Source organism: Natronorubrum sediminis, from assembly GCF_900108095.1.
Taxonomy (GTDB): domain Archaea; phylum Halobacteriota; class Halobacteria; order Halobacteriales; family Natrialbaceae; genus Natronorubrum; species Natronorubrum sediminis.
In genome coordinates this window covers 527,967-554,604 of sequence record NZ_FNWL01000001.1, presented here as the reverse complement: position 1 = coordinate 554,604, position 26,638 = coordinate 527,967, and the positions used below count along the sequence as shown (strand labels likewise).

At 62.7% G+C, this 26,638-nt stretch carries 29 protein-coding genes; 13 read left to right on the top strand and 16 right to left on the bottom strand.

The window, feature by feature from the left end; translation table 11 throughout:
- Positions 1–98: 98 nt before the first annotated feature.
- Positions 99–1,394: an NAD(P)/FAD-dependent oxidoreductase gene (locus tag BLW62_RS02725; RefSeq protein WP_090504823.1), complete on the top strand. Its 1,296-nt coding sequence runs from the start codon at positions 99–101 to the stop codon at positions 1,392–1,394.
- Positions 1,395–1,427: 33 nt separating this feature from the next.
- On the opposite strand, the gene BLW62_RS02720 is transcribed toward BLW62_RS02725, so the two are convergent.
- Entirely contained in the window at positions 1,428–2,132 is a 705-nt protein-coding gene (locus BLW62_RS02720) for a metallophosphoesterase (RefSeq protein ID WP_090504820.1), read from the bottom strand.
- Positions 2,129–3,139 carry an archaeosortase A gene (gene artA, locus BLW62_RS02715; protein WP_090504817.1) on the bottom strand — a complete coding sequence of 337 codons (1,011 nt, stop codon included), beginning with the start codon at positions 3,137–3,139 and terminating at the stop codon, positions 2,129–2,131. The genes BLW62_RS02720 and artA overlap by 4 nt, the downstream gene beginning before the upstream one ends.
- A 179-nt stretch (positions 3,140–3,318) precedes the next feature.
- On the opposite strand from artA, the gene BLW62_RS02710 reads away from it, so the two are divergent.
- Positions 3,319–4,098, top strand: coding sequence for a DUF7839 domain-containing protein (locus tag BLW62_RS02710; RefSeq protein ID WP_090504814.1), 780 nt, complete (start codon positions 3,319–3,321; stop codon positions 4,096–4,098).
- 86 nt (positions 4,099–4,184) lie between these two features.
- Here the strand turns inward: BLW62_RS02710 and BLW62_RS02705 are convergent, their stop codons facing one another.
- Both BLW62_RS02705 and BLW62_RS02700 read right to left on the bottom strand, forming a co-directional pair.
- Positions 4,185–5,081, bottom strand: coding sequence for a glycosyltransferase family 2 protein (locus BLW62_RS02705; RefSeq protein ID WP_090504811.1), 897 nt, complete (start codon positions 5,079–5,081; stop codon positions 4,185–4,187).
- Between the two features lie 117 nt (positions 5,082–5,198).
- Entirely contained in the window at positions 5,199–5,906 is a 708-nt protein-coding gene (locus BLW62_RS02700; RefSeq protein ID WP_090504808.1) for a class I SAM-dependent methyltransferase, read from the bottom strand.
- 347 nt (positions 5,907–6,253) lie between these two features.
- Between BLW62_RS02700 and BLW62_RS02695 the strand changes: the two genes are divergently transcribed.
- The 4 genes from BLW62_RS02695 to BLW62_RS02680 all read left to right on the top strand — a co-directional run bounded on the left by BLW62_RS02695 (position 6,254) and on the right by BLW62_RS02680 (position 9,094).
- Entirely contained in the window at positions 6,254–6,535 is a 282-nt protein-coding gene (locus BLW62_RS02695; RefSeq protein WP_090504805.1) for a MarR family transcriptional regulator, read from the top strand.
- A gap of 126 nt (positions 6,536–6,661) precedes the next feature.
- On the top strand, positions 6,662–7,456 hold the full coding sequence (locus tag BLW62_RS02690) for an MBL fold metallo-hydrolase (protein WP_090504802.1): 795 nt from the start codon (positions 6,662–6,664) through the stop codon (positions 7,454–7,456).
- A gap of 29 nt (positions 7,457–7,485) precedes the next feature.
- Positions 7,486–8,259 carry a YkgJ family cysteine cluster protein gene (locus BLW62_RS02685; protein ID WP_090506387.1) on the top strand — a complete coding sequence of 258 codons (774 nt, stop codon included), beginning with the start codon at positions 7,486–7,488 and terminating at the stop codon, positions 8,257–8,259.
- Between the two features lie 70 nt (positions 8,260–8,329).
- Positions 8,330–9,094 (top strand): geranylgeranylglyceryl/heptaprenylglyceryl phosphate synthase, encoded by a 765-nt coding sequence (locus BLW62_RS02680; protein WP_090504800.1) that lies wholly within the window; start codon positions 8,330–8,332, stop codon positions 9,092–9,094.
- A 103-nt stretch (positions 9,095–9,197) separates the two neighbouring features.
- On the opposite strand, the gene BLW62_RS02675 is transcribed toward BLW62_RS02680, so the two are convergent.
- Positions 9,198–9,602 (bottom strand): TRAM domain-containing protein, encoded by a 405-nt coding sequence (locus tag BLW62_RS02675; protein ID WP_090504797.1) that lies wholly within the window; start codon positions 9,600–9,602, stop codon positions 9,198–9,200.
- A 140-nt stretch (positions 9,603–9,742) separates the two neighbouring features.
- On the bottom strand, positions 9,743–11,497 hold the full coding sequence (locus BLW62_RS02670; RefSeq protein ID WP_090504794.1) for a radical SAM protein: 1,755 nt from the start codon (positions 11,495–11,497) through the stop codon (positions 9,743–9,745).
- Between the two features lie 139 nt (positions 11,498–11,636).
- Between BLW62_RS02670 and BLW62_RS18475 the strand changes: the two genes are divergently transcribed.
- Together BLW62_RS18475 and BLW62_RS02665 are read left to right on the top strand one after the other, a co-directional pair.
- Positions 11,637–11,795 carry a DUF7559 family protein gene (locus tag BLW62_RS18475; RefSeq protein ID WP_175459662.1) on the top strand — a complete coding sequence of 53 codons (159 nt, stop codon included), beginning with the start codon at positions 11,637–11,639 and terminating at the stop codon, positions 11,793–11,795.
- A 189-nt stretch (positions 11,796–11,984) separates the two neighbouring features.
- Positions 11,985–12,485 (top strand): Hsp20/alpha crystallin family protein, encoded by a 501-nt coding sequence (locus tag BLW62_RS02665; protein ID WP_090504791.1) that lies wholly within the window; start codon positions 11,985–11,987, stop codon positions 12,483–12,485.
- Between the two features lie 9 nt (positions 12,486–12,494).
- Here BLW62_RS02665 and BLW62_RS02660 read toward each other — a convergent pair whose 3' ends face one another.
- Both BLW62_RS02660 and BLW62_RS02655 read right to left on the bottom strand, forming a co-directional pair.
- A complete protein-coding gene (locus tag BLW62_RS02660) occupies positions 12,495–13,676 on the bottom strand; it encodes an NAD(P)/FAD-dependent oxidoreductase (RefSeq protein ID WP_090504789.1) in 1,182 nt (393 codons plus the stop codon).
- Between the two features lie 147 nt (positions 13,677–13,823).
- Positions 13,824–14,603 (bottom strand): DUF7388 family protein, encoded by a 780-nt coding sequence (locus BLW62_RS02655; RefSeq protein ID WP_090504786.1) that lies wholly within the window; start codon positions 14,601–14,603, stop codon positions 13,824–13,826.
- Positions 14,604–14,821: 218 nt separating this feature from the next.
- On the opposite strand from BLW62_RS02655, the gene BLW62_RS02650 reads away from it, so the two are divergent.
- Positions 14,822–15,508 carry a DUF502 domain-containing protein gene (locus tag BLW62_RS02650; protein WP_090504783.1) on the top strand — a complete coding sequence of 229 codons (687 nt, stop codon included), beginning with the start codon at positions 14,822–14,824 and terminating at the stop codon, positions 15,506–15,508.
- Between the two features lie 12 nt (positions 15,509–15,520).
- On the opposite strand, the gene BLW62_RS02645 is transcribed toward BLW62_RS02650, so the two are convergent.
- The 3 genes from BLW62_RS02645 to BLW62_RS02635 all read right to left on the bottom strand — a co-directional run bounded on the left by BLW62_RS02645 (position 15,521) and on the right by BLW62_RS02635 (position 17,890).
- Positions 15,521–16,111, bottom strand: coding sequence for an NUDIX hydrolase (locus tag BLW62_RS02645; protein ID WP_090504780.1), 591 nt, complete (start codon positions 16,109–16,111; stop codon positions 15,521–15,523).
- A gap of 97 nt (positions 16,112–16,208) precedes the next feature.
- Positions 16,209–16,688, bottom strand: a complete 480-nt coding sequence (locus BLW62_RS02640) for a DUF7109 family protein (RefSeq protein ID WP_090504777.1) — start codon at positions 16,686–16,688, stop codon at positions 16,209–16,211.
- Between the two features lie 26 nt (positions 16,689–16,714).
- On the bottom strand, positions 16,715–17,890 hold the full coding sequence (locus tag BLW62_RS02635) for a glycosyltransferase family protein (RefSeq protein WP_090504774.1): 1,176 nt from the start codon (positions 17,888–17,890) through the stop codon (positions 16,715–16,717).
- A 235-nt stretch (positions 17,891–18,125) separates the two neighbouring features.
- Between BLW62_RS02635 and BLW62_RS18470 the strand changes: the two genes are divergently transcribed.
- Positions 18,126–18,296 carry an HVO_0758 family zinc finger protein gene (locus BLW62_RS18470; protein ID WP_175459661.1) on the top strand — a complete coding sequence of 57 codons (171 nt, stop codon included), beginning with the start codon at positions 18,126–18,128 and terminating at the stop codon, positions 18,294–18,296.
- Between the two features lie 61 nt (positions 18,297–18,357).
- Here the strand turns inward: BLW62_RS18470 and BLW62_RS02630 are convergent, their stop codons facing one another.
- From BLW62_RS02630 to BLW62_RS02615, 4 genes are all read right to left on the bottom strand, one after another.
- The gene (locus BLW62_RS02630; protein ID WP_090504772.1) at positions 18,358–18,936 is read right to left on the bottom strand and encodes a metal-dependent hydrolase; all 579 of its coding nucleotides are present in this window, start codon (positions 18,934–18,936) and stop codon (positions 18,358–18,360) included.
- A gap of 91 nt (positions 18,937–19,027) precedes the next feature.
- Complete coding sequence (glmU, locus tag BLW62_RS02625) at positions 19,028–20,209, bottom strand: bifunctional sugar-1-phosphate nucleotidylyltransferase/acetyltransferase (protein ID WP_090504769.1); 1,182 nt, start codon at positions 20,207–20,209, stop codon at positions 19,028–19,030.
- 140 nt (positions 20,210–20,349) lie between these two features.
- Entirely contained in the window at positions 20,350–21,951 is a 1,602-nt protein-coding gene (locus BLW62_RS02620) for an aldehyde dehydrogenase family protein (protein WP_090504766.1), read from the bottom strand.
- A 60-nt stretch (positions 21,952–22,011) separates the two neighbouring features.
- The gene (locus BLW62_RS02615; RefSeq protein ID WP_090504763.1) at positions 22,012–22,821 is read right to left on the bottom strand and encodes an RIO1 family regulatory kinase/ATPase domain-containing protein; all 810 of its coding nucleotides are present in this window, start codon (positions 22,819–22,821) and stop codon (positions 22,012–22,014) included.
- Positions 22,822–23,011: 190 nt separating this feature from the next.
- Here BLW62_RS02615 and BLW62_RS02610 point away from each other — a divergent pair, with 190 nt between their 5' ends.
- From BLW62_RS02610 to BLW62_RS02600, 3 genes are all read left to right on the top strand, one after another.
- The gene (locus BLW62_RS02610; RefSeq protein WP_090504759.1) at positions 23,012–24,277 is read left to right on the top strand and encodes a DUF7544 domain-containing protein; all 1,266 of its coding nucleotides are present in this window, start codon (positions 23,012–23,014) and stop codon (positions 24,275–24,277) included.
- Positions 24,278–24,349: 72 nt separating this feature from the next.
- Positions 24,350–25,492 carry an acyl-CoA dehydrogenase family protein gene (locus BLW62_RS02605; RefSeq protein ID WP_090504756.1) on the top strand — a complete coding sequence of 381 codons (1,143 nt, stop codon included), beginning with the start codon at positions 24,350–24,352 and terminating at the stop codon, positions 25,490–25,492.
- A gap of 22 nt (positions 25,493–25,514) precedes the next feature.
- Positions 25,515–25,739 (top strand): hypothetical protein, encoded by a 225-nt coding sequence (locus tag BLW62_RS02600; RefSeq protein ID WP_090504754.1) that lies wholly within the window; start codon positions 25,515–25,517, stop codon positions 25,737–25,739.
- Positions 25,740–25,860: 121 nt separating this feature from the next.
- Here BLW62_RS02600 and BLW62_RS02595 read toward each other — a convergent pair whose 3' ends face one another.
- Complete coding sequence (locus BLW62_RS02595) at positions 25,861–26,568, bottom strand: DUF6517 family protein (RefSeq protein WP_090504752.1); 708 nt, start codon at positions 26,566–26,568, stop codon at positions 25,861–25,863.
- Positions 26,569–26,638: the final 70 nt, after the last annotated feature.

The following is a 26,638-nucleotide window of genomic DNA, read 5'->3' as shown; positions in this document are numbered from 1 at the left end:
TGTCACACACCAGTAGTGTCGCCGACACCTCACAGGAATGGCACGCGCCAGCAGCAAGGGAGTCAATCGCTTTCCGTCCGCTCGTCGTAGACGCGGGTATGCAGTCGACTCCACGGATACTCGTCGCGGGCGGTGGACTGGCCGGCCTCGTCGCGGCGCGTCACCTCGCGGGCGGCGGGGCCGACGTGACTCTCCTCGAGTGCCGCGACGCGGTCGGCGGCCGAGTTCGGACTGTCGAGCGAGACGGATACCGATTCGACAAGGGGTTCCAGGTGCTCTTCCCCGCGTATCCGGCCGTCAAACGGGAGCTGGATCTCGAGGCCCTCGATCTCCGTCGGTTTACCTCCGGAGCCACCATCGCCCGACCGAACCGTCGGTCCGTGCTCGCGGATCCCCTCGACGCGCCGCAAACGCTCCCGGCGACGCTGTTCAACGCCGATATCACAATCGGTGACCGACTCCGCGTCGCGCGGCTCTGGTGGGATCTTCGGGATCTCGAGCCAGAGACGTTCTTCGACGACCTCGAGGGAGGCGACGAGTCGATCGAACGATGCCTCCGCAACCGAGGGTTTTCCGACGGGTTCGTCGAGCGGTTCGTTGCGCCCTTTTACGGCGGGATCACGCTCGATCGCTCGCTATCGACCTCGAGACGGGTCTTCGAGTACACGTTCCGAACCCTCGCTACGGGTGGAGCTGCGGTGCCCGCAGAAGGAATGGAAGCGATCCCGAACCAACTCGCCAAGCGTGTTCGGGAGGTCGGCGGAACTATCGAAACCGATTGCGAGGTGACGAAGGTTCGAAACGGACCGAGCGAGGACTCCGTGCGGGTAACGACCGACGGCGGAACCGACGACTGGGACGCCGTCGTCATCGCGACCGACCCGCCCACGGCGCGTGAACTCACCGGCCTCGTGTCCATCCCCACCGACGCCCGGAGTTGTGTCACGCAGTACTACGCGCTGGCCGACGACGCCGACCTCGAGACGGGGAAACGACTCCTGTTGAACGCTGTGGACGACGAGGGACCGAATCACGTCGTCCCACACAGCGCGGTCGCGCCGGAGTACGCACCCGACGGGGTGACGTTGCTGAGTGCAACGTACCTCGGCCAGTCGGAAGCGGACGACGGCGAACTGGCCAAGCGAACGCAGACAGCCCTCGAGTCGTGGTACCCCGAAGGAGCGTTCGAGGATCTCGAGGATCTTCACACCGAACGTATCGAGTTCGCACAGTTCGATCAACTACCAGGCGTTCACGAGACGCTGCCAGACGCCCGCGATCCCGACGGGCCGGTCTATCTGGCCGGCGACTACACCCGCTGGTCGTCGATTCAGGGTGCGATGCGAAGCGGTCGGGACGCGGCTCAGGCTGTGCTCGAGGACTGCTCGCAGTGATCGGGTTTGGTGGGTGGTGCTCGAGGTGTACTTTCAAAGCAATCGTCGACACTCACCGAGTGGCGGGAACCACAGCGGTTCGTCGCTCGAGTCGTCCCAGACGGCGGGATGAAACCGATTCGCGTTGGAAATCAGTGGCGACTGAAAGTCACGCGCGTACATTCCGTTGACCGTCGCGCCGGCCGCGAGGGGAGTGAACGCGGGCACCATCATTACGTCGGCACCGTTGTAGACGTTCTGACCGTAGAGGAAACAGGGCAGTTTGCGACCCTCGACCGACAACGCCGGATGGTCGTGGCCGACGACGTATCGCGCGGCTTCCGTCTCCGGTCGTTCGTGGCCGTGACAGACGACCGTCTCGTCGTCCGCGAGTCGATACTCGCTCGCGGTCTCGCCGTCGAAGACCGACTCGAGCATCGAATCGTGATTCCCCGGTGTCACGACGAGGGAGGCCCCGGAATCGTTGATGGCTTCCTCGAGGGCAGCCAGATCCCGCTCGACGCCCCGTGGAATCGTCTGAAAGGAGTGGAGGAGGTCACCGGCGATGACGACCGTCGTGGGTTCTGTGCGGGCGAGGAGGGATGTGAGTGCGTCGCGGACGACCTCGCCGTCGTTGATGGGCGCGTCGACGCTCGAGTCGGCGGCCCGACCGAGGTGTACGTCGGCGATCACGAGCGTGTCGGCTGCGGGAACGAAAAGCGCGCGGTCGGAAAGCGAGAGGGAGGGAGTCGTGGTCACTGTGACGAGTAGCGGTGATCTGGACGGGCATCGGGTTTGCCGAGTGCCTCGAAGAGGTCGTACTCGGTGCCCGTGAGGACGAAGAGGACTTCCTCGAGTGGTGCGAGGATCTCGGGGAGAATCTTGACGAGGACGTACGTGATCCCGACGAGGGCGACGACCGCGAGCACCTGCGAGATGTAGTTGTGGGCGACCAGATACGAGACGCGATCGGGCTGTGCGCCCATGTACGTCGTCATGAACGAGACGAGCCATTCTTGTTGGAACCAGCCCCACGGCGAGGCGAGTCCGATGAAGACGTTGCGAACGAGGTTGAGGAACCAGATGACGACGATGGACAGCGAGAACGCCGCGGCTTTTCGTTTGAACGGGGCGTTCACGGCGGCGATGAGACCGCCGAAGATCGCCATGCTACCGAGGCCCGTACACGCGAGGACGATGTACGTCGTCCGGCCGGTCACCGTCTTGTCGGGATCGAAGTCGAAGCGACTCTCGTAGCCGTTCGTTCCCTCGTTGATGCCCGGACTGTGACCGAGCAGTTCCATCGCGACGTGCGTCTGGGCTGCCGTTGTCTCGATCAGCCACTGGCGAACGAACGGAATCGTCTCCGCCGGCAGATAGATGAGTCCCATCAGGGCAATCGCTTTCGTCAGGAGGAACAGCGAGCGTCGCCCGTTCCAGAGCAGATAGCCGGTGTAGGCACACAACGGCAGCGCGACGACCGCGAGAACGGTCTGCAACGGACTCTGCGCATCAGCGTAGTAGTACGGCACCATCGTGAGCCAGAACAATCCGAAGGTGAGCCACGCACCGGTCCCCAGATAGCGCGCCGGCTCCCGTGCACCTTGCCACTCGAGGCCCAGGGCGAGGAAAAACGCGCCGATCGCAACCCACGCCAGTGCGTCCGTCATCCCAACCGACGAGAGGAGCGCTGGCGTCGTGCCTGCAGCCTCGAGGCCGACGACCGACACCGATTCGGCCGTCGAAAAAGCGAACGACATAGTCATCGATTACTGACGAACGCGCTCGCTATCAACTTGACGACTCGTCGGTCGACCGACGAGTCTCCCCTATGTCACGAGGTCGGTACGTTACCGGATCGGAACGCGAAACACGAGCACCGATAGCCTGGCTCCGTCGTCGCTGACCGAGGGGCTTTTTGGCACGCTCGTGAAAGTACTGGCGTATGGTCGACGTCCTCGATAACAAACGGGCTGCAACGCGCTTTCGGATCCTCGTCCAGATCGCAGAGCGCCAGCCCGCCGTCAGTCAGGGTGAGATCGCCGAGGAGGTCGGCGTGACGAGTCAGGCAGTCAGCGAGTACATTCGCGAACTCGTCGACGACGACCTCGTCGAGAAAGAGGGACGCTCGCGCTATCGCGTCACTCCGGAGGGGGTCGACTGGCTGTTTCGGGCCGCAGACGACGTCCGTCGATTCGCAGATCACGTTACGGGCGACGTCCTCGGCGCGATGAGCGAGGCGGCGTACATCGCCACCGATGATATCGAGGAAGGCGAAACCGTCACCCTCTCGGTGCAAAACGGATTGTTACACGCGAGTCCCAGCGACGACGGGCCGGCGACTGGCGTGGCGACCACTGACGCCGACGCGGGAACGGACGTCGGTGTCACGAGTTTCGAAGGCGTCATGGATCTCTCACCCGGGTCAGTGACCGTTTTGCAGGTCCCTGCGGTCAGATCTGGGGGAAGTGACGTCGTCGACTCGTCGGTCATCGCCGACCACTGTGAGTCGTCCGACCTCGTCGTCGCTGCCGGTGTCGAAGCCGTCGTCGCCTGTCGACAGGTCGACGCCGACCCGACGGTCGCCTTCGCCGCCGCCGAAGTCGCCTCGGAAGGTGCCGAACGCGGCCTCCAGGTGACGACAGTCGCGACGACCGACGAAGTCGGGCGGGTTACCGACACGCTTCGAGATTCCGATATTTCCTACGAAGTACTCGAGATCTAAGGCACTATTCAGTGACTGAGAACTTCGAAAGCAACGAGCGCCTCGATCTCGAGGGCAAAGTGACGAACCGCGCCCGAAGTGCGTGATTACCGGCGGTCGTAGAGTTGAACCGCTCGGTCGTGACGAGTCGAGATACCGTGTGGATTGCGTTTTGCCGAGCGATCGGTGTAGCGAGCGCGGAGTCCGCTGGCAATTCCGCGCGCGATATTCGAGACGACGTCGGTGCCATCCGACGTCCAGTCCGTCGGCGTTTCCTCCCCGGCGACAATGCTTCGAACGCCGCCAACGCCGTCGCGGAGCGCACTACCGAAAATTCGGGCGAAAATCGTCGGTCGCGGGCCGTAATTCTTCGTGAGTCGGTACGCGAACGAATGATAGGCCATCCCCCACTCTCGATCGGGCGTCCCCCCGTCGGTCCCGAGTTCGTCGTTCGCCGCCATCTCCGCGTTCCAGGTAACGTCGAAGTCGAATCCGGCGACCCGATGTGCACAGTCTCGTTCGCCACCAACCTCGAGCGCCTCGTCGAAGCCATCTAACGCCTCGAGAACGGTGCGTGCGAACGCAACGTTGGTGCCGTCGAACTCTGTCACTTGCCGACCGGCGACCGTTCTGGCCGACCGTTCGTAGTCGGTGTCACGACCCGTAACGGGACCGGTGACGACGTCCGTTCCGGACGTGATCGTCGCTTCGATGGCGTCGTACCAGCTGTGAGAAACGGTGTACTCGCCGTCGAGGAATGCGACGACCTCGCCGGTCGCACTCTCGAACCCGGCGTTTCTCGAGACGTTCGAGTTCCGTTCGGAAATTTCGACGAGCACGTCGACGTCGGATCGATCACGGACCACACCGGACGTGCCATCGGACGACGGCCCGTTGACGACGATAATCTCCGTCGCGTCCGGGGTCCGTTCGGTGAGCGCATCGAGACACGAGAGCAACTGCTCCCGATCGTTGAGCGTCGAGACGACGACCGAGAGCTTCATATGCACTCCTAACGGTCATCGGTAGTAAAAACAAGGGGGTTTTGGTATTGCGTCCCAGCAATCGTGTCAGCCTTCCGAACACCGATCGCAGGGAGGACGCTATGAATGGTCCCCCGATCAGCGCACGCGCGTATCCCAGTAGGAGACGGACGCGAGGTGATCCGCTACAGGAAGTTTGCCAATCGTCTCGTCGACCGTTCTGATCGGCGATGCGAGCCCGTTCGGAATCGACCGATAGAGCCCATACGGCGCGAGGAAATCGTCCTCGACGTCCACGAGCGTGAGTTCGGTTTTTGCGAGCAGGACGCTCACTTCACTCTTCGAGTACAGTCGCGATCCCATCGGTAACGCCCAGTTGTAGATGCTTCGGGCGCTGAATCGGTTGAACGTATCGAAGACGATCTGGTCGCTCGAGACCCGACGCATCTCCGTGAGAAACGCCTCCGGGTCGTCAGCGAGGTGGAAAAACCGCATCGCGATGACGGTATCGAAGTGATCGTCCGGGAAGGGCAGTCGTCCTGCGTCTCCGCGGAGGAATTCGAGTGTCCCCTCGAGTTCGACGTTCTTGGTTTTCTTGCGGCCCTGCTGTAACATTGCCGCCGAGATGTCGAGTCCAACGACGTCTGCCCCCTGTTCTGCGAGCATCACCGTAAACCGCCCGGTACCACAGGCGATCTCGAGGATGTTCCGGTCCTCGACGGGCATGATTGCCTCGAGGACGGCTTCTTTCTCGCGGCGGTCGATCAGCTGACCGCCCTGGGAGAAGCGCTTGTCGTCGTACTCCTCGGCGACGTCGTCGGCTTGGTACCACTCCTGTCCTTTCACACTGGACGCAACTACAGTAGCCGGAGGATAAAACGATACTGGAGTCTATCGACGAAACACACCGTCAGCCACCCCGAGAGGTGACTCCCACGTGTCATGATGTGGCCGCGTGCGTTGTGAGTGGCCGCCCTCCGAATTCGAGTTACTCGCGCTCGTGTCCCGAAAATTGCTCGAGACAGCCACGGACAGTGCTGTAAGCCTATGTTCGATTACAATCGCGCTGATTTACAAAGACGCGTCGCTCGCATCGCTTGTGTTTATACCTCATTTATACCCCTTATACAAACTTCACTATTCGTATCCACATATAGGGAAGGTTTACCATCAGGGGTTCCGCTGGAATAGACATGAGCATGAGTACAACCGAGGACGGTGCCGCCGCCGGCGAAGAGACCCTCTCTGAGGATGAATACCGCGAGCGTCTTCGTGACCTCCCACCGAGTGCGAAACTGGTCGCGAAAGTGCTCGAAGCCGACTCGCCCCTCTCGCAGGGTCAACTCGCCGAGGAATCGCTCCTCCCCGACCGTACCGTCCGCTACGCCCTCAACCGACTCGAGGATGTGGACCTCGTCGGCTCTCGATACAGTTTCCGCGACGCGCGGAAACAGGTGTACTACCTCGAACACTGACCAGTCCGAACGAACGCTGCCTGCTATCACGGTTCACAACACGAGGATGCAGTGTGGGGTGGCCGACAGGCGCTGCGCATCGACGTGCCGATATACACTTTTTCGTGCGCTCGGAAGTCTCGAGGTATGTCGCTCACTCGCTGTCCGGTCCCGGTATCCACGTACGCGCCGACTGGAACGACGAACGCCTATCTAATCGGCCGTGAATCGACAGTTCTCGTCGATCCGGCGGCGCGGACCGACGAACTCGATCGACTCGTCGCCGACCGGTCGGTCGAACACATTCTCGCTACGCACACCCATCCCGACCACGTCGGCGCACTCCAATCCTACGCGAACGAAACCGACGCGACCGTCTGGGCCAGGTACGGCCGACGGGAGCGATTCGCCGACGCGACCGGTCTCGAACCCGATCGAACCCTCCAACCGGGAACGACCCTTTCCGTCGACGACGAGCGAATCCGAATCGTCGGCGCGCCCGGACACGCGGCCGACCACATCGCGCTCGAGGTCGGGCGCGGTGGCCCGATTCTCTGTGGCGACTGTGCGATACGCGAAGGCAGCGTCGTCGTCGGCGCACCCGACGGCGACATGCGTGCGTACGTCTCGACCCTTCGACGCCTCTGGACGATGGACCCGCCGACGCTTCACCCCGGCCACGGCCCCGTGATCGACGACCCTCGAGCCACCCTCGAGCGACTGCTCGCACACCGTCGACGCCGCGAACGAACGGTTCACGACGCGGTCGACTCCGGTGCCAACGATCTCGAGGAAATCCTCGAACGTGCGTACGAGAAAGACCTCACCGGCGTCCGCGAACTCGCTCGCGCGACGGTCGTCGCCCACCTCGAGAAACTCGACGTCGAGGGACGACTCGAATGGGACGGGAAACGAGCGACCACTCGAGTTCGGAGCGACTGACTTTTCCCCGCTCGCGGGTAGTACTCGGTGTGCAATCACTCGAGGCAGAACTCGAATCCGCTCGTGCACTCGACGTCGCCGACCTCGCGGACGCGATCGAGTCGATCGGCTTCGAGTGCACTCGCTGTGGGGCCTGCTGTAAAGGCCACGGCGAGGAAGAACATACGGCGACGGTGTTCCCCGAGGAAATCCGTACGCTCGCGGAACGCGAGGCGGGCGATAGTCCCGCAACCGACGGCGATTCAGCGACCGAGGGCACGTCCGACGACGAGACGGACACCAGCGATCAGGAGACGGACACCAGCGATCACGAGACAGACACCGGCGAATACGACTGGAGAGACGTCGCCCGTCCGATGCCCTACGGCCTCACCGAAACCGACGACGGCCTCGAGGGGGAGACGTTCGAATGGGCGCTCCAGACCGACAGCTGTGGCGACTGCACATTTTACGAAACGACGGCCGACGGCACCGGCGCCTGCAGCGTCCACGAGGATCGGCCCCTGATCTGCCAGACGTACCCCTTCAGTATCGACCTCGCCGGAACTAGCCAACCGATGGGCGAGGCGGTCGACGAAGCGGGTGACGTTCGCGCCCACGAGTGTGAAGGCCTCGGACGTGACATTTCGCGCGAGGACGCCGAGGCCCTCGCTCGCACGCTCAAAGACCGAGCGATCACCGAACTCGAGCAAGCGATCGGCGTCCGAGACACCTACGAACCCGCCGACCCGGACCCGGGTGAAATCGTCGTTCACGACTCCGAAGGGGCGAAACGCGACGACGGGACGCCACTCGAGAAGTAACGACAGTCGGGATCGTGTTTCTGACACCGAAATCGATAGGTCATTGAGGTCGTTCTTCGAAGCAATTTGCATGAGCCTCGAGTGGGAACAGATTACACATATTACGAAAGTCGACCCTGCGAAGCCCCTCCCGTCCGATCTCAGCGTCCTCGAGGGAACCGATCTGGTAATCGTCGGCGGCTCCGACGGCGTGACGGAGGAAAATACGATCGACGCCATCGAATCGATTGACAGTGCGTATCCGTCGGTTCCCGTCTTTCAGGAACCATACAGTGCAGACCACGTCTCACGCGAAACGATCGAAACGGCGGACTTCGTCGCCGTCCCGGCCGTCTTCAACGGCGACCGGACGCACTTCGTCGGAAAACACACCTCTCTCTTCACCGAAATCGCTCGCAAACCCGAAGAACTCCTCGGGGCGAGCCTTCCCGTCGTCGGCAACTTCATCGAGTCCAAAGGTGTCGACGCTGTCGCCGATCTCACAGAGACGCTCGTGGGCGAGGGCTACGTCGTCCAGCACCTCGACTCCGCCGCGGCCTCGGTCTCGGGGGTCGACACCAAGTACACGCCCGAACAGGTCGCCGGCGCTGCCCTCGCGACGGAGACGTTCTACGGCTTCCCTATCTTCTACATCGAGTACTCTGGCACCTACGGTGGCACCGACGACGTCGAAGCGGCCGCTCGCTACCTCGAGGACACCCAACTCGTCTACGGGGGCGGGATCGACAGCCAGGAGAAGGCCACAGCCGTTCTCGAGGCCGGTGCGGATGCGATCGTCGTCGGCGATTGTTTCCACGACGACCCGGCGCAGTTCCGAGAGACGATCCCGAAATAAGGCGACGCTGTGGGTGCTCGTTCGTTTTCATCCACCGTCGCAGTCGTGTCAGTACTCGGCGCGTACGCTGTTTGGGCGACTTGTCGGCAAAAGGGTGGTGTCGTTAGAACGTCTCTTCGACGATCTCGCCGACCGCGAAGTTCGATTTGACCTCTGTGACTTCCACCTTGACGCGTTCGCCGACGTCGGCGTCGGGGACGATGATGACGTACCCACGCTCGACGCGAGCGATCCCGTCGCCCTGCTTCCCGATATCCTCGATTTCCACGTAGCGCGTTTCACCGACATCGACTGGTGGCTGTGGCTCCGACGGCGCGGTCTGTGGCTGTGCCGTCGTCGACTCACTCTCGGTCGCTTCCTCACGTGAAATGAGTGCGACGCGATAGACATCGTCGGGATCGATGTCCCCAGTTTCGACTTCCTGTCGTGGTACTTCGATGACGTAGCGATCCTCCTCTTCTGAAACGTCCGCACTGAACAAACACAGGAGCTTTTCAGATATTTCCACAGGTAGACCCTCGTTTCACCTCTGACTCTCATTCGTAATAGAACTACCGACAGGCTACCACGCCAACATGGTACCACACCGTGCCTCGAAACTCGCTTCACTCGCCACAGCAGCAAAATAGCGCGCGTTCGAACCCGAATCTACTGTACGGGCTCGAATGCCCGCGTCGTCATGAATTGGGAGACGTCGAACGTCGTGTCGAGGTCGGCGTCCGCGACCGTTTCGTAGGGGCGGTTGACGACGATATCGCCCGCCGTACTGTTCCCGACCCCGGGAATCACCGTGAGTTCGTCCATCGACGCCCCGTTGAGATCGAGCGGATAGGGGACGCCGGTGACGGAGCGATACCCGTGGTCGACGACGGCAACGTCGAGCGTCGACCCGAGTTCGCGCTCTCCCGGAATCCCGACCAACAGCGGATAGGTCCCGAGTTGTCGACCGAAGGTCTTCCCGTCCTGATGGTACTCGAGGTGGACGTCTGGCAAGACGGTTCCTGGTGGCGCGACTCGCTCGAGCATCGGCTGGTCGATCTCTTCACGTACTTGCTGTTTGTAGCGTTTGAACAGCTTCTTGTGGTCGTGAGCGATTTCGGCCCCCGTCTCGGACATGTCGGTGCCGTCGAAGGACATCACCTGCCGGATATTGATCCGGCGGAGCATGTAGCCCTCGTCGGACACTCGCTCGAGGAATTCCCGATTCCGTTCGTACGTTTCCTCGCGTTCGCCCTTGAGTCCGTGAAGCAGGTTGATGCCGGGAAGGAGTTTCGGGAGTCGACGCGGTGCGTCGTCGCCCGTGTTCGTGGCCCCGGCAACAGCGCGGTCGGAAGGCCCCGGATCATCCGGCCCTCCCGGACGCCAGCCAGCCTCCTCGTTGACGATTTTGACCGCTTGGAAGCACTCCTCGGCGCTGACGTTCAGATTATTTTCCTCCTGAACGAGCGGATCTGCGGACTCGAGGCCGAAGGCGGCCGTATCGCCCGGCGTGTTGTGCTCCGCGATGATCCGAATCCCCTCCCGACTCGCTTCGGGCCACTCGACGATCGTAATTGGGTTCATATTGTCGAGGTGGAGCGTCTCGAGGTCGGGCGCGACGTCGCGGATGCCGCCGTAGAGTTGGCGGAGGGCGTCGGGATTGGGCGCTTCACCGTCGCCGCCGTAGGCGAGGATGTCGGCCTGTCGGCCGATTCGAAAGTGCTTGACGCCGTAGTCGGAGAGCGCGTCGACTTCGCCGACGACCGTCGGCGGCGGCCGGAACGTTGGGTTGCCGTACAGCGGTTCGGTACAGAACGAACAGCGATAGGCACAGCCTCGAGAGGTCTCGAGTTCGGCGATGAGGTAGTCGGGGTGATTCGGATGCTGTTCGACGACGAACGCCCCGCCCTGGGCCCAGTGAGAGACTTCCTCGACGTCTCGCATTCGATTGTTGAAGCCCTCAAGACCGCTCTCGACGAGGTCGTAGACGGCGGCCTCGACGTCACCTTTCGCGACGAAGTCGAAGTCGAGGTCCTGTCGCTCGGTTTCGGTCGCGCCGGCGTTCTCGTCGCCGACGCCGAACTTGATGGGGCCACCCATCAGGCTCGTGCCGTTGGCGGTCCAGGCGAGTTTGCGCACCTCGTCGGGTTCGGCGGGCGTGCCGCCGACGTACTTTCCGGGGACGGTCATGCCGCCGAGGTAGATCAGGAGGTCGGCCTCGTCGACGTCGCGCCAGCGATCCGGTTCGTCGCGAAGGCCGTCGATCGTGTGATAGGTGATCTGGCCTTCGGGGACGCCCGCGTCGACGAGCGCACCGGCCGTGTATCGCGGATACGTCGAAATATACGGCGGCACCCCGAAGTGAGCGGGTTCGTCGACGTAGCCGTCGACGATCGTCACCGAGAGCGTCTCGGGGTCAGTCATAGCGACAGGTAGCGCCTCGAGTGGTAAAACGGTGACTACACGCATGGAGGCGTGAGTAGCCCTCACTCGAAGGCGACGACGGGCGGGATACCGATTAGGAACCCTGACGTTGATAGTCGTGCTCACACTACAGGTGCGTATGCCACCAACCGAGGAACTCGTCTGTACCGACGACGATTGCGTACTCGACCTCTTCGAGAATCACTACACCTACGACGTGCCGGACGACCTCGAGGACCTCGCGCTCTCGTGTCCCGTCTGTGGCGGGAGCACCTGCCTCGAGCGCGTGGAACTCTGACTCGAGTACCCTCCAACCGAGTAACGTGGCTCGTCAGACACACCTCAGATCGGCCGAACGTGTCAGACGTTTATTTTGACGCCACAAAAAATATAAATAGGTATGTTGTACCCGCAAATACCAAATGACGTCAACGGCTTTCTCGGTCTTCGTTACACATTCACATCCTCGTTCCGTCGGTGATCACATATGACTCCGGGGAACCTTCGGGAGTCGATCGGTAACTCCCTCTATCGACAGATCGGGCGGGCGAACGGGCAGGTTCAGAGCCATCGCTCGCTTCCCGTCGACATTCTCGAGAGCGAAACGACCTATCAGGTCGTCTTCGATGCACCGGATGCTGAACCCACTGACATCGAGGTCAGGTATCTCGAGGGGACCGTCAAAATCCGAATCGAGCGCTTCCGGCAGTATCGCGACGGCTACGAGATGCGCTTTCCTGGCCGCGGAATGGAGTTGACCGGCTCGGCCGAACTGCCAGCAGACGCCATCGTCGAACCCGACGCCGGCGAGGCGACCCTGACCGAAACCGGGACCCTGCGCATTACGATCCCCAAGGGATCCCGCGAGGAGGAACCGACGGCAGAGAAAACAGCAGATTCGTCAACTGATACCGACCCCGCCTCTCACTCGTCATCGCCAAGCGGTTCCTCGGAACCGTCGGGCGAACTCGCCGTCGACGAGCAGTAATTCGCGTCACTACTCCGAGTCGAGCGTCATTCCGTCGATGATATCGAACGATTCGTCGCCGTCGAATCGAGTCGGGTCGAACGCGCCGATACCGTCGTCGCCGAGGACCTGCTCAGCCAGTCGCTCGCCGATCGCCGGCGCGCGCATGAATCCGTGTCCGTGGAATCCAGTCGCGACGTAGAGTCCGTTCTCGAGTTCCCCGACTAGCGGATCGCGATCCGGCGTCGCCGTACAGAGGCCTGCCCACGCCCGCTCGAGTTCGATCTCGAGGTCGGGAAGGCGGGTTTCGACGCGCGCGAGTATGTCTTCGGTGAACTCGGCGTCAGCACTCCGGTCGACCGAATCGGGGTCGGCTTCGACGAACTCTGTACCGTCACCCGCGAGCAAGCCGTCGGGGTGGGGTCGCACGTAGAATTCGTCGCTCGCGTCGTACCACATCGGCTCCTCTAAGTCGGCGCTCGCGACGAGCGCCTGCACGCGATACGGTTTCATCGCGATCGACACGCCAGCGTCCTCGAGTAACGCTTTCGTGTGCGCACCGGCCGTGACGACGACGGCATCGACCTCGCGTTCGGCTCCATTTGATAGCACGACGCGGGACGGGTCGGTTCGGACCTCGACGGGCGTATTCGCCTCGAGCGTCGCGCCAGCACCAGTTGCCGCGGCGGCGAGACACGCCGTGTACCGCGTTGGATCGGTGTAGCCCGCCGCACCGGCGATTCCAGCGACTGCAACGTCGTCTGTCCGGAGCGTCGGGAACCGCTCGGCGAGGGAGTCGGCGTCGGCCTCGAGGGCGACAATGCCTTGTTCTTGCATCTGGCGAACCTGTTCGCGGATCGCCTCCGCCCGGTTCGAGTCGCCGTCCCGGGCGAACCAGACGTAGGGACACTCGACGAACGGGAACGTGTCGTCGCCGGAGAACGCTCGAAATCGTTCGATTGCCTCGCCGGCAATTTCGGCGTCGAGGGAACCCGCAAACGCGTTGTAACAGATGCCAGCAGCGCGCCCGCTCGCACCGCTTGCAATCTCGTCGGCGTCGTAGAGCGTCACGTCCGCGCCCGCTCGAGCGAGGTCGTACGCCGTCGTCGCGCCGACGGCACCGGCACCGACGACGGCGACCTCGAGGCCGGCACCCGATTGCGTGAACGCATCCGCGCCGACTGCAATTTCGGGGTCGTCTTCGGGCGTCATCGCCGATCACGCACCGAGAGTCGATACCAACCCTGCCGACGGGATACCCGCACACCACCATCGTGTGTACTCGTCGTCATGTGGGGTACTGTGGAGAGGAGGTACTTACCTCTGGGTGGTACGCGACGCGTCCTGTGGCCGACCGACTCACGAGCGAAGCGACTCGAGGCCCTGTGCCGGATAGCCGACGACGGTGGTCGCCCCGGAGTCGCGAAGTCGCTCGACCCGTTCGCCGACCGCCTCCGGGGAGCCGACGAGCGCGTACTCCGTGGCGGCCGCGAGCAAGACCTCACGTGCGCGAGCGCTCGCACTCGAGTCGGTCGCTGCGCCGTCGGGAAGTTCCCGGGAGACCGGTCGGCGACGGGCGACGTACTCGCCGACGGCATCGAGAATCGCGTCGTCGTCCGTCGTCAACACCGTCGGGGCGTAGACTGCAATCTCGCCGCCGAAGCCTGCCGTGCGGAGGGCTTGGAGTTCCTGTTCGGTCGTCCGCGAGAGGAGATCGTACTGGGTCGCGCCCGTCGCCATGGCGATTCGTTCGACGCTCTCGGTGCCGACCCAGGCGTCCGGATCTGACTCGAGGGCGCGACCAAATCGGGGAGCGACGGCTCGCTCTCGCTCCGTCTCGGTGAGGTAGGCAGGGTGGCCGGCGACGAGAATTCGACTGACTGCGTCGGGGACGTCCGTCCAGAGCGAGTCGTCTCCGAGCGGATCGAACCCGTCGGCACGGACGGGCGTCGTGAGGTAGACGGACCCCTCACGGGAGAGAGCGCGCAGCGTCTCAGCGGCGGGGACGTGCTCTCGGCCCTCGTAGTCGATTGCGAGCGTGTCGACTGGAAGTGCTCTGGCCGTTTCGACGGCACATTCGGTTGGCTTCAGCGCGATTGCATCCAGACCGGCGCGGGCGACGGTGTGTTCGGTCAACATCGATAACGTCACTCGCTCGACGCGCGGTAGGTTCCGACGTAGTCTACATCGATCGATCTACCGTCGTCGACGCGATTGTCGGGTCTGCGGGGTCGACGCGCAAAAATCTGGCGTTCCGGGTGGATCGATCAGGTGACCGAAGCCGATTGCCTTCGGCCGACGCGAGTCCACAATCTACTCGTATGAGGGACACAGACTCTGTGTGTGAACGTCGCCACATGAGTTCGCTGAAAGGGGATTTCGGCCGGGGGCTGATCGTCGTTGGACCCGTCCTCGTGACGCTCGCCATCCTCTACATCCTCTACTCGTTCATCGCGCGGTTCACGCCTGCCGTCCTCATCAACGCCGACGTACTCGGCGTGTTCCTCCCTGGCATTAACGAGTTCGTCCTCGCCCAACTCGCCGCGTTGCTTCGCGTCCTGACGTTCGTTGCCCTCCTCTGTCTGGCGATGTACGGAATCGGACAGACGACGGACACGACGACTGGCGAGGTCCTCGAGGGAATCGTCGACTATCTCGCCAACCGCGTCCCCCTCATTCGAGTTATCTACAACGCGTCGAAAACTGCCACCGAAACGGCCCTCGGCGCGGGCGATACGCTTCAGACGCCCGTCAGGCTCGAGACGTGGAACGGACTACGGATGACGGCGTTCAAGACGGGCCGCACGACGACCGACGGTCGCGTCTTGCTCTTTTTGCCCACCTCACCGAACATCACGACCGGGTTCGTCCTCGAGGTCTCACCCAACGAAATAACTGAACTCGACGAAACCGTCGAGGAAGCGCTCACTCGAGTCGTCAGCGCCGGATTCGGTGATGCCGATCGAGCGGAGGCGGACATCGACGAACTCTCCCTGTCCGTCGTTGGCGAGATGGAGATCGAACGGGGTCCAGGAAAGAAATAACCGCGTCGTGGCTCACTCGGTTCGGTCGACTCGCTCGGACGCGTCGAAATCGGTCGCCAACTCGAGTAACTGGACGAGCATTCGGCCCGTCGCGCCCCAGACGGTGTAGCCGTCGACGTGGAAGTAGTGGATAACCATGTCGCCGTAGTAGGGGTGATCGCGGTGCTCGTACTCGTAATTCGCCGGATCGAGGAGACCGGACAGCGGCAAGACGACGATTTCGGCAACCTCGTAGCCGTCGCGTTCGTACTCACGGTCTGGCACGTGGCCGACGAACGGCGTGACGGCGTACTCGGAAACCGTTCGAATGTCGTCTAACCGGCCGACGATTTCGACCTCGTGGGGCTCGAGTCCGATCTCTTCGTGAGACTCTCGAAGCGCGGTCTCGAGGATAGTTTCGTCGACTGGTTCGGCACCCCCGCCCGGAAAGCTCATCTGGCCAGGGTGCTCGCCGAGGTCGTCCGATCGCCGCGTAAACAGCAGGTGGTCCTCACCGTCGCGTTCGACGATGGGGGCGAGGACGGCGGCGTCGTACTCCTGGTCGTCGATCTCGAGCGGTTCGTGGTTCGTGACGGGCTCGAGCGTTAGTGTCGTCTGGGTCACGCGTGATCACACTCGTTCGGAGCCCGGCGACTTTGGTTCGAAAACCCGAGGAGGCTCGTCCGCGTTCGTCGGTCGCGCGGGCGAAAGGTCGGTCGATTCACTCGAGTGACGCCTCCAGTTGGTCGCGTTCGTTCGCGAGGTCGACCGGGGCCCACGCTTCGACGTCGTAGCTGATGTCGATCAGTTCCTCGAGATCCGCGTCGTCCGGATTCTCGGTCGCCGTCTCGACGGTCTCGAGGAACTGCTCGCGGGCAGTCTCGCCGAGTGCGTCGCGGTCGAGTCGTCGTCGGTCGACGTCGAGGATGTGTGGGACGTCTTCGGCGTGGGCCGGCACCGACGGAAACGCCGTCGGACCCGCGACCAGCAACGTCGTCTCAGCCTCGTTTCCGCGTTGCTCGTGGCGAACCAGCGCAAACGACTCGATGGCGTCGTCGATGGCCGTTTCGAGGGCCGATTCGTCGAGCGATCGACCGTCGGCCCGATAGGCGGCTTCCGAGAGCGCCCGCTCGAGTTCGGGGCGAGTTAACGCGCCGAAGAGGTCGACCACGCCGGCGAGTTCGTCGGCGGTCGCGTTCATACCCGCCACAACGAAGGGCGGGAAGATTAGTCTTGTGCGCTGCCGTCGACGCGCCCGAGTTGGCGTCGTTCGGACCGCTGGTCCGTTCGCCAGGGCTGTGTCGCCTTGAGTACCTCCGTCGCGTCGAACGGCGCGTCCACCCAGCGCGGCAGCCGGCGGTCCGGCCCTGGCGACGTGATCGACTCGGCGTATCGCGCGAGTTGGTCTCGCTCGCTCGCCGGATCGTACGCGAGACCGTTGAAGGCAGCGTCGGCGCGATACTGACCGACCAGTCGCTCACCAGTCGCGAGAAACCGCTCCTGGAGCGTCTCGTAGTCGGGGTCGACGCCGCGTTCCTCGACGACGCGCAACAGTTCGCTGGCGACTTCGCGGCTCATCCCCTCGAGTCCGGTCTCGCCGGAGACGCCGCGATGGTCGTGTTCGTGTCGGCCGAGGTCGACCTGTGCGGTTCCGTCGAATCCGGCAGCGTCGAACGCGTCGCCGAGCGTTCCAACCTCGAGCCCCCACGCTCGCGGGGCGCGAAGTTGCCGCGCGAGGTCCGAACGCGCGGCGAACTCCCCCGCGAGGGCGTAGCGAAACGAATCCAGATACGCCAGAATATCCTCGTCGTGTTCGTCCGCGAGCGTCCGCACGAGTGGCGTGTAAAAGAGGCGGAAAAGTCGACCGTAGAGCTGTTCATCCTCGATTCGAGCGTAGTAGCCCTTCGAGAACGAGAACCCCATCGTCAGCGGGGCGAGCAGTCGGTGGACGTGCGAGGCGTCGTAGCTCCGGGCGTCGGCGTCGTGGACGACGACGAACTCCGCCGCTGTCGTGGCGGGGCCAAGCGCCAGCCAGACGTCGCGTCCTTTGCCCGCACCTGGCGGTACGCCGGCCGCCGCCAGCCGCGATTCCATCGCGGGCGAATTACACCAGAGCACCTGGATTGGGAGCGAGAACGACTCGAGCCACTCCCGAACCGGGCCGATACTGTCGGCGTCGGCGCGAACGGGGACGATGACGGCCGCCGGCGCTGGTGTCAGTGACTCGAGTTCCTCGAGCACGCGTTCGGCCGCAGGACTCTCGTGCTCGCGGTCGGTCATCGGGACGACAACGGCCGTCTCGGCCATCGCCGCCGTCGTGTCGGCGACATCGTTGCGCGCCGGGTCGCGCGCCGAGCCACCGAATTCGTGGAGCGTCGCGATTCGCTCCTGGACGTACTCCATCGGTGGAGTGTTTGGCTGGACCGGTAAAATGGTCACGACTCCGGCCAAAGACTGTCACAACGCAGGCTCGCGTCTCGAGCGTGCTTTTCGCCAACCTCGGTACGTGGTTCCCGTGATAAACGAAGAACGCTCGTTCTTTCACCAGCTTTCTATCAAAAATATTGTCGTTCAGTTGATGGGAATAGTTCGGAAAAAGCACCGGTCTTTTTCTCCCCCTCCTTCGTAGGAGCGCAACATGAAATCGATCCGAAAGGCACTTCGCGAGGGTGAACTCGATAAAGATACCTACGATAGACTGGTCTGTGGCGAGTGTGAACAGCCACTGAAGACCGAAAACGACCCGGATAAGATCTCCACGCTTCGGATCTGTCCGGATTGTGATGATACTTGGAAGGAGATTCGGTAGGCCGGTCACGAAACTGTCCGGAAACGATCACGGTGACCGATCGGACACCCTTGGCCACAGATCACTCGAGTTCGTCGCGGCGAGGCTCACGTTGGTGGCCCGTCACTCGCTCGAGGGTACGTTGTAGCGGCCCGAGGCCGGGATAGCCGTGTCGTCGCCAGAGGACGAACGCGAGTGCAGCGAAGACGAACTCCGAGAGAAAGTACGGATCGGTCAGCGAGTCGTGGAGAAGGGCCGTGATAGTCGGCGGCCCCTGCTCGTACTCCTCGACGCCGACAACCGGCCAGAGGAGGTGGTCGGCACTCCCTTCTTCGCCCCAGAGGGCTGGGACGGCATCAACGATAACGTGTGAGAGCGCACCGATGGCGAAGGCAACGCCGTACTCGCGACGGTTGTACGCTCGAGCGAGTCCGTACGCTGCGAGTGAAAGCGGGACGATCGTGAACAGCGAGTGTGCGAGCGTCCGCCCGGTCGGAATAACGCCGACGTACCACGCCAGCGGTTTGTCGACGAGATCCGGAAACTGACTCCCAAAGACGAGAATAATGACTGGAATCGCTGGTGGCCGCGCATCGAAGCGAACGCGAGTCGCAATCGCGTAACAGAGATAGGCAACGGCGACGTGTCCAAGTGGCCACATGCTGGGGAGTGAGATGTGTCGACGGCCTATAACAGGTGTGATCGAACTCGGCGATCGTTCCGCCCTTCGAGAAAGCGAGTCCGTCGTCGATCTATCGGTCGCGGTTGACCGTTTCGCCAGGATTCGTCGTCGCTCCGGGTGAGAGTTTTAGCCCCGGCGTGAGACTTGAGTTGATACCCGTCTTGACGTCGTCACCGGCGACGATTCCGAACTTTCGGCGGCCCGTCGAGACGCGTTCGCCCTTGACGGTAAACTCGATAGCTGCATCGTCGTGTCGCAGGTTCGCGACGTTCGTTCCCGCGCCGAGGTTGACGTCGCGTCCGAGGACGCTGTCGCCGACGTACGAGAGGTGACTGACCGACGCGTCGCGTGAGAGCACGCTGTTTTTCACTTCCGCGGCGTGGCCGACTTTGGCACCTTCGTCGATCAGCGTTGCGCCGCGAACGTACGCGTTGGGCCCGACGGTTGCACCCGAGCGGATCAACGCGGGCCCGTCGATGACGACGCCGGGTTTGATCGTTGCACCCGGCTCGACGACGACGTCACCCTCGAGGTGGGCGTCGTCGCTCACGTCACCGTCGATGCGTCGCTCGAGGACGGAGAGTTTCCACTCGTTGGCCTCGAGCAGTTCCCAGGGGCGACCGACGTCGAGCCAGCGTGAGAGCGTGACGGGGCTGACGTCGAACTCGTCTATCACCGTCGCGAGCACGTCCGTGATCTCGTGTTCGCCCCGGTCGCTTTCGGGGACCTCGAGCCACTTGCGCGCCGCCTCGGGAAATGCGTACGCCCCCGCGTTGGCGAGGTTCGTCGGCGGATCTGCCGGCTTCTCGACGATGCCGGAGACCGAGTCGCCGTCGGTGCTGAGGACGCCGTAGTTTCGCGGGTCGTCGACCTCGATGGCACAGACGGCCGGACACTGTTCGAAGAGTTGGGCGATCGCGGCCGGATCGTAGAGGTTGTCGCCGTTCAAGACGGCGAAGGGGCCATCGAGGTGTTCGCTGGCAGCGTTGACGGCGTCTGCCGTGCCTGCCTGTTCAGTCTGAACCGCATAGGAGACGGGAACACCGCGATATTCTGGGCCGAAGTACTCGTGGACGGTATCGGCTTCGTAGCCGATGACGAGGACGATTTCGTCCGCGCCGGCGTCGATTGCAGCGTCGATCGTGTGGGCGACGAGCGGCCGGTCAGCGACCGGCAACATTGGTTTCGGGACCGAATGAGAGAGTGGTCGAATACGCGTGCCCTGCCCAGCCGCAAGAACGACTGCTTTCATGTATCTCGTTTGTTCCACGAACCGTCGGATAAGCGATTCGCTACCTCGCAGCAACAGGTATCTATTTTCTGATGTGAAGTGCGCAGATATCTTGAACGAGAACACACGAGAGCGATCTCGTTCGGTAGCCGACGACGAGGTTAGTCGTCGGTCGTCGTAATGTCGGCCGAGAGTCCCTGTGCCATCTCGATGTCGTCGGCGTTGTTGATCGTCCAGGCCGTTCGCTCGGTGACGGCCTCGATAGCCTCTCGGGCGCTCGGATAGCCGTTTCCGGACTTCTTCACGCCGCCAAAGGGTAACTGCACCTCCGCGCCGATACACGGGAGGTTCGCGTACGCGAGGCCGATTTCCGCCCGATCTCGGAACGCGTTCAACTGCCGGTAGTCTTCGGAGATAATCGCACCCGCGAGGCCGTAGGGGGTGTCGTTGTGAATCTCGAGTGCGCGGTCGATGTCGCCGTCGTACTCGACGAGGGCGACGTGTGGGCCGAAACACTCCTCGTTCAAACAACGCAGGTCAGACTCGTAGTCGATTTCGTAGACGAACGGGCCAACCCAGTGGCCGTTCGCGAAGCCATCGGTTCGCTCACCGTCGCCAGCAGTGGCTGTCCCGTCTCCGTGACCGTCGGGAATCTCGTCCTCGCCGAGTTCGAACCGATCGACGAGCACCTCGCCACCTTCTTCGACGGCCAGTTCGTTGTGCCGGCGGATCTTCTCGACGTGGTCAGCCTCGATCACTGGCCCCATGAACGTGTCTTCCGCGAGCGGGTCGCCGACGGCGATATCTTCTGCGATGTCGACGAATCGCGCTTTGAACTCGTCGTAGACGTCGGTGTGAACGATCAGTCGCTCTGAGGAAACGCAGCGCTGGCCGGTCGTCTTGAAACTCGACATGATCGCCGAGTGGACCGCGACGTCGAGGTCGGCTGCTTCGGTGACGACGATGCCGTTCTTGCCGCCCATCTCGCAGGCGGCGAGTTTGCCCGCTTCGCCGCCAACTTTACCCGAGATTTCGTGGCCGACTTCGGCGGAGCCGGTGAAGAGAACGGTGTCGACGCGGTCGTCGTCGGTAATCGCCGCGCCGGCGTCGCCGTAGCCCTGGACCATGTTGAACACGCCGTCGGGAATGCCGGCGTCCTCGAACATCTCGGCGATAATCTGGCCACACCACGGCGTCTGCTCGGCGGGTTTCCAGACGACGGTGTTGCCCTCGACCAGTGCGATGGCCATGTGCCAGAAGGGAATCGCGACGGGGAAGTTCCACGGCGTGATACAGCCGATGACACCGCGGGGCTTGCGGCGCATGTAGGCGTCCTTGCCCGCGACCTCGCTCGGAACGACGTCGCCGTGAGGGTGGCGAGCGTTACCGGCAGCCCACTCGACCATGTGCCAGGCCTCGGTCACGTCGGCTTTCCCCTCCGAGATCTCCTTGCCACACTCCTTCGAGACGATTTCTCCTAACTCGTCGTGGCGCTCGCGGAGTTCGTGGTAGATGTCCCAGAGGTACTCCGCGCGGTCGATGTACGATAAGGACCGCCACTCCTCGAAGGCCCCCTCGGCGGCCTCGAGCGTGGCGTCGACGTCGTCCGCCGTTCCGCGCTGGAAGGTCGCGAGCGATTCGCCCGTCGCCGGGTTTCGACTCTCGAAGTGCTCAGCCTCCTCTGAGTGGGAGGTACTCGAGTCGTCCGTCCACTCCCCGCCGATGTAGTGACCGTGTACCTGTGTCGTGGCTTGCTGACTCATGGCAAATATTACGACGAGTATCGTGAAAACCCTGCTGGTGAGTTACACGACGAGGACTGGTTATCGACGACCGAGGTCCGCCGCTCGCTCGAGTTCGCTTCTGAGCGTCGCGGCGTCGAACTCGTGATCGGGGCGCATTCGGATGAAATCGAGGAATCGCCGCGCGGAGAGCAACTCGTCGGGATCGTAGACCATCGCGGCCGCGCGAACGGAGTCGCGGGCACCGATTCGGGGCTCGAGGATGGCGAGGGCGCACGCGAGATCGTAGGCGGTGGTCTCGTCGACGCGGTCGTCGTGGACGTTCGTCGCGTCGATGACGTAGAACTCGTCCTCGAAGAGCAAGATGTTCTCCGCACGGAGGTCACCGTGTGCCATGCCGTGATCCCGGAACGTCGCTAGCATCGAGAACAGCTCCGGCGCGCGTTCGGTGACGAGCCAGTCCGGCGCGTCGTCTAACGAGCGAAACTCCGGGAGATACTCGAGAACGAGCACGCCCAGCCCGTTGACCTCGAAGGCGTCGATCGGTCTGGGCGCGTTAATCCCGATTTCGCGCATCCGTTCGGTCGCCTCGTACTCGTGTTCGACCATCTCGCGAGGCGTGTCGAACCGGCCAAAGAAGCCGCCAGTCCCTGCGGAGACCGCCCCGACGTTTCGCCCGGTCGTCAACACCGCGTGGACGAGGGCGTTTTGCCGAGAGACGATCTTGACGAACCACTCCTCGTCGATGACACAGGGCGTCGAGAGCCAGTTGTCAGCCTCGAGAAACTCGACGCGGACTTCCTCGCGGTCGTACCGATCCGCCAGCGTCTGGATCACGCGCTCGAGGCGATCCCACTCGACGCTTCCTCGTGCGAGCCGGCGGATATCCATATGTCTGGTGTGGGTGCTCGGGCGTTAAATGCATCTCGAACTATCGCAATCGGTACGTGTCAGGAACGAAGTCGATGGCCGGTTCGGCGTTTCAACCCTCGCTCATCGGCGCACGAAATGTGCCGTTTTGCGTCCGCCTGCGGACGAGAACAGTATTATTATCATCGAGGCTACTGAACTCGAGGCTAACATGGACGCGATCGACGATCTCAGCGACGCACTCGAGACGACGCGGAACGTGTTGACTCCGGTGAGTCTTGGCTTCTGGCTCAAACTCGCGGTCGTCGTCTTCTTCGTCAGTTCCCTCGGCCTCGGCGGTCCGATGCTCCCGGGTGGTGACGTGGGTGCGATCCTCGAAGAGCCAACCGCCGACGAGCAGGGAGGCGAAGAACTCGAGGCCCTCGAAGAGGACGCCCCCGTCGATGAAATCTTGCTCGCATTGGCAATACTGCTCGTGATCGGGGTGGTCCTCTGGCTCATCTACGCGTTTATCGCTGGGATCATGGAATTCGTCTTCATCGAGACGTTGCGCTCGAGTGAACTCAATTTGCGGCGCTACTTCGGAGCGAATCTCGGAAACGGCGTGCGATTGTTCCTGTTTCGAATCGGCGTGTTGCTCGCGATGGGGGTGCTCGCCCTCGGACCAGCCCTCCTCCTCGAGGTGACGGGCACCGGACTCGAGGCCGCTTCGGGCGGAACGTTCGGTATCTACTTACTCTACGGCATCGCCGTCTATCTGGGCTATTCGATCGTCCAGCGCTTTACGAGCGAGTTCGTCGCGCCGATCATGCTCCTCGAGGATCGTGGCGTCTTCAGTGCCTGGGGGCGACTGTGGCCGACCGTCACGTCGAACTGGACGGAGTACCTGGTCTATCTCATTCTCGTCTGGGTGCTCTCGTTCGCGATTTCACTTGGCGTGTGGTTCCTGATCTCCTTCGGTATCCTCGCCCTGATGATCCCCTTCGTCATCGGCTTCGTACTGTTGGTGTTCCTGGGCGAGATCGGGTTCGTCCTCATGATACCGCTCGGCGTCCTCGCGTTCGTGTCGGTGCTGTTGTTCGTCGCGCTCGTCTGGACGCCGATCACGACGTACTTCCAGTACTACGCGCTGCTCGTCCTCGGTGACACGAACGACGAACTCGACCTCATCCCCGACCAGCGCGCCGCCGTTCGCTCCGGAAACGGCCCACAGCCGCCCCGTGATGGAACTGCGGGTCGAGGGGACACCCGACGCGTCGACGGCGCGTGGGGACGCGACTCGAGTGAGGGCGACGAGGGAAGCCTCTGGGACGATACTGACGACTCGGACCCATGGGGTGAACCAGACGACGGCGACGGCACAGACGACACCAACGATAGGCCGTCGTGGGACGACGCTGGCGTCGACGACGACCGAGATCGCACTGGTGACGAGGACGAATCGACCGACCGTGACGATGACACGCGCGGCTGGTAACGTCGCCTCCAACCGTCCCGTGGACGGGTAACTCGGCGGTGCGTTTAACCTCCACCTCGGAAACTATTGTGTATGGACACGACGTTGCCCGACGAACACCGGATGATACAGGAGACCGTTCGGGACTTCTGTGAGCGTGAAATCGAGCCGATCGCACAGGAGATCGAAGACGAGCACCGGTTTCCCGAGGAAATTTTCGAGGAACTTGCCTCGCTCGATATGATGGGCGTGCCGATTTCCGAGGAGTACGGCGGACTCGGCGGCGATACGCTCATGTACGCACTGGTCGCTGAAGAGTTGGGACGGGTGTCGGGATCGATCGGGCTCTCCTACGTCGCCCACACGTCGTTAGCGTCCAAACCGATCGAACACTTCGGGACGAAACGCCAGAAGGAACGCTGGCTCCGCCCCCTCGCGGAGGGCGAGTATCTGGGCGGCTGGGCGCTGACGGAACCCGAAAGCGGCTCCGACGCCTCGAGCATGAACACCACTGCACACAAAGCGGGTGATGAGTGGGTGCTCGAGGGAACCAAGCAGTTCATCACTAACGCCTCCGAAGCCGGCTCGATCCTCGTCAAAGCGGTCACGGACCCCGAAGCGGGCTACGACGGTATCTCGACGTTCATCGTCGATCCGCACGAGGACGACGGCTTCGAGGTGACGACGATCTGGGACAAGATGGGCCTCAACGCCTCGCCGACCTGTGAAATTCACCTCGAGAACGTTCGCCTTCCCGAGGACCGACTGCTCGGCGAGGTGGGTGACGGCTGGACTCAGACGAAGAAAACCTTAGACGGCGGTCGAATCTCCATTGCCGCGCTCTCGACGGGGTTAGCACAGGGAGCGTACGACCACGCGAAAGCCTACAGTACAGAACGCGAGCAGTTCGGCGAGCCGATTTCGAAGTTCGACGCGATTCGAGACAAGATCGTCGACATGCACCGCAAGACCGAACGCGCACGGTTGCTCACCCACCGCGCTGCGCGGAACTACGACGACGGCCACGATGTGACGCGAGAGTCCGCCCTCGCGAAACTCGACGCCAGCGAGGCCGCTCGAGAAGTCGCCGAAGACGCCGTCCAGGTCTTAGGCGGGTACGGCTACACGACCGACTTCGCCCCCCAGCGATTCTACCGGGACGCGAAACTGATGGAAATCGGCGAAGGGACGAGTGAGATTCAACACCTCGTAATCGGTCGCGAACTGGGTCTTTGAGCCCGTTCTGTATACGTACCGTATGCTCGTAATTCTCGTCGGTGTGGTCTTTGTTGCCCTCGGTCTCGTGGGCGTTCGATACGCAGCCGCCATCGTCGCCGCCCAACACCAGGAGGGGATGGCTCCACTCGAGGACGGCCACGACGAACTGGACGATACGGACAGGGTTCGGGTGACGAAGTGGACGGGTGCCGCCTTCGTCGCGCTCGGCGTCGTGATCATCGCGTACAGCGTTGGATTCGTGTAGCGAATTGCGTCGGTGGCTCCGTCAGGAACGGGGCACTCGATGGAGGCGTAGAAACCGAGAGAATGCGGTTTTCCGCGTAATCGAACACGGTTGACCGCCGACGTGGACAGACGGGACCAGCTCAGAGCAACTCTCTGACGCCGTCGTCGTCTTCGTCCGTCGAGTCCTCGTCCGTATCGTTCGTCTCCTCGTCGCTACTCGCCCCTTCCATCATGTCGATGGCGTCCCCCTCTTCGTCGTCTCGAGCGTCCTGTGGGTAGAGACACATCGTCAGGAGCAAGTCGTCGTTGTCGGTCGGGACGGCCTCGCTGACGTGGAGGTCGATCGTCGTGTCGTAGCCGTCGTAATTCGCGTCCGCGACGAATCTCGAGCGGGTCGTTTCGGTTCCGAGAATCGTGATTTCGTCGTCCTCGTCGTGGGACACGTTACTAATGTCGTCGTACTCGTCCTCGAGCATTTCGACGAACTCTTCGGCCGACTTGTCCTCGATCGGGTTGAAGTTCTGTCCGGCGACCCCAATCTGGGGCGTCGTGAGGACGATCGCGATCGCACCGGACTGGTTTCCGAGCGGACCCATACTGACTTCCTTCTGGTACTCGGTCGCGTAGTTAGTAACCGAAATGCGCTCTGAATAGGGACCGATGCTCACCTCCTCCTCGGCGGCGATATCGGTCACGACGGACGGCTCGTACCCGGCGTCTTCGTAGACGCCTTCCTCGACACTCCCCGGCGACGCTTCGTGTTCGTCCATGCCGACCACGCCGAGACAGCCCGAGAGCGCCGTCAGTCCCGCGACGCCGACACCGCCGAGTAGTGTTCTTCGGTTCATAGCCGACACAATTTTAGTCCGGTTCATAAGTGTTTGTTGAATCGGCGATTGTCTGTCGGTTCGACAAGAT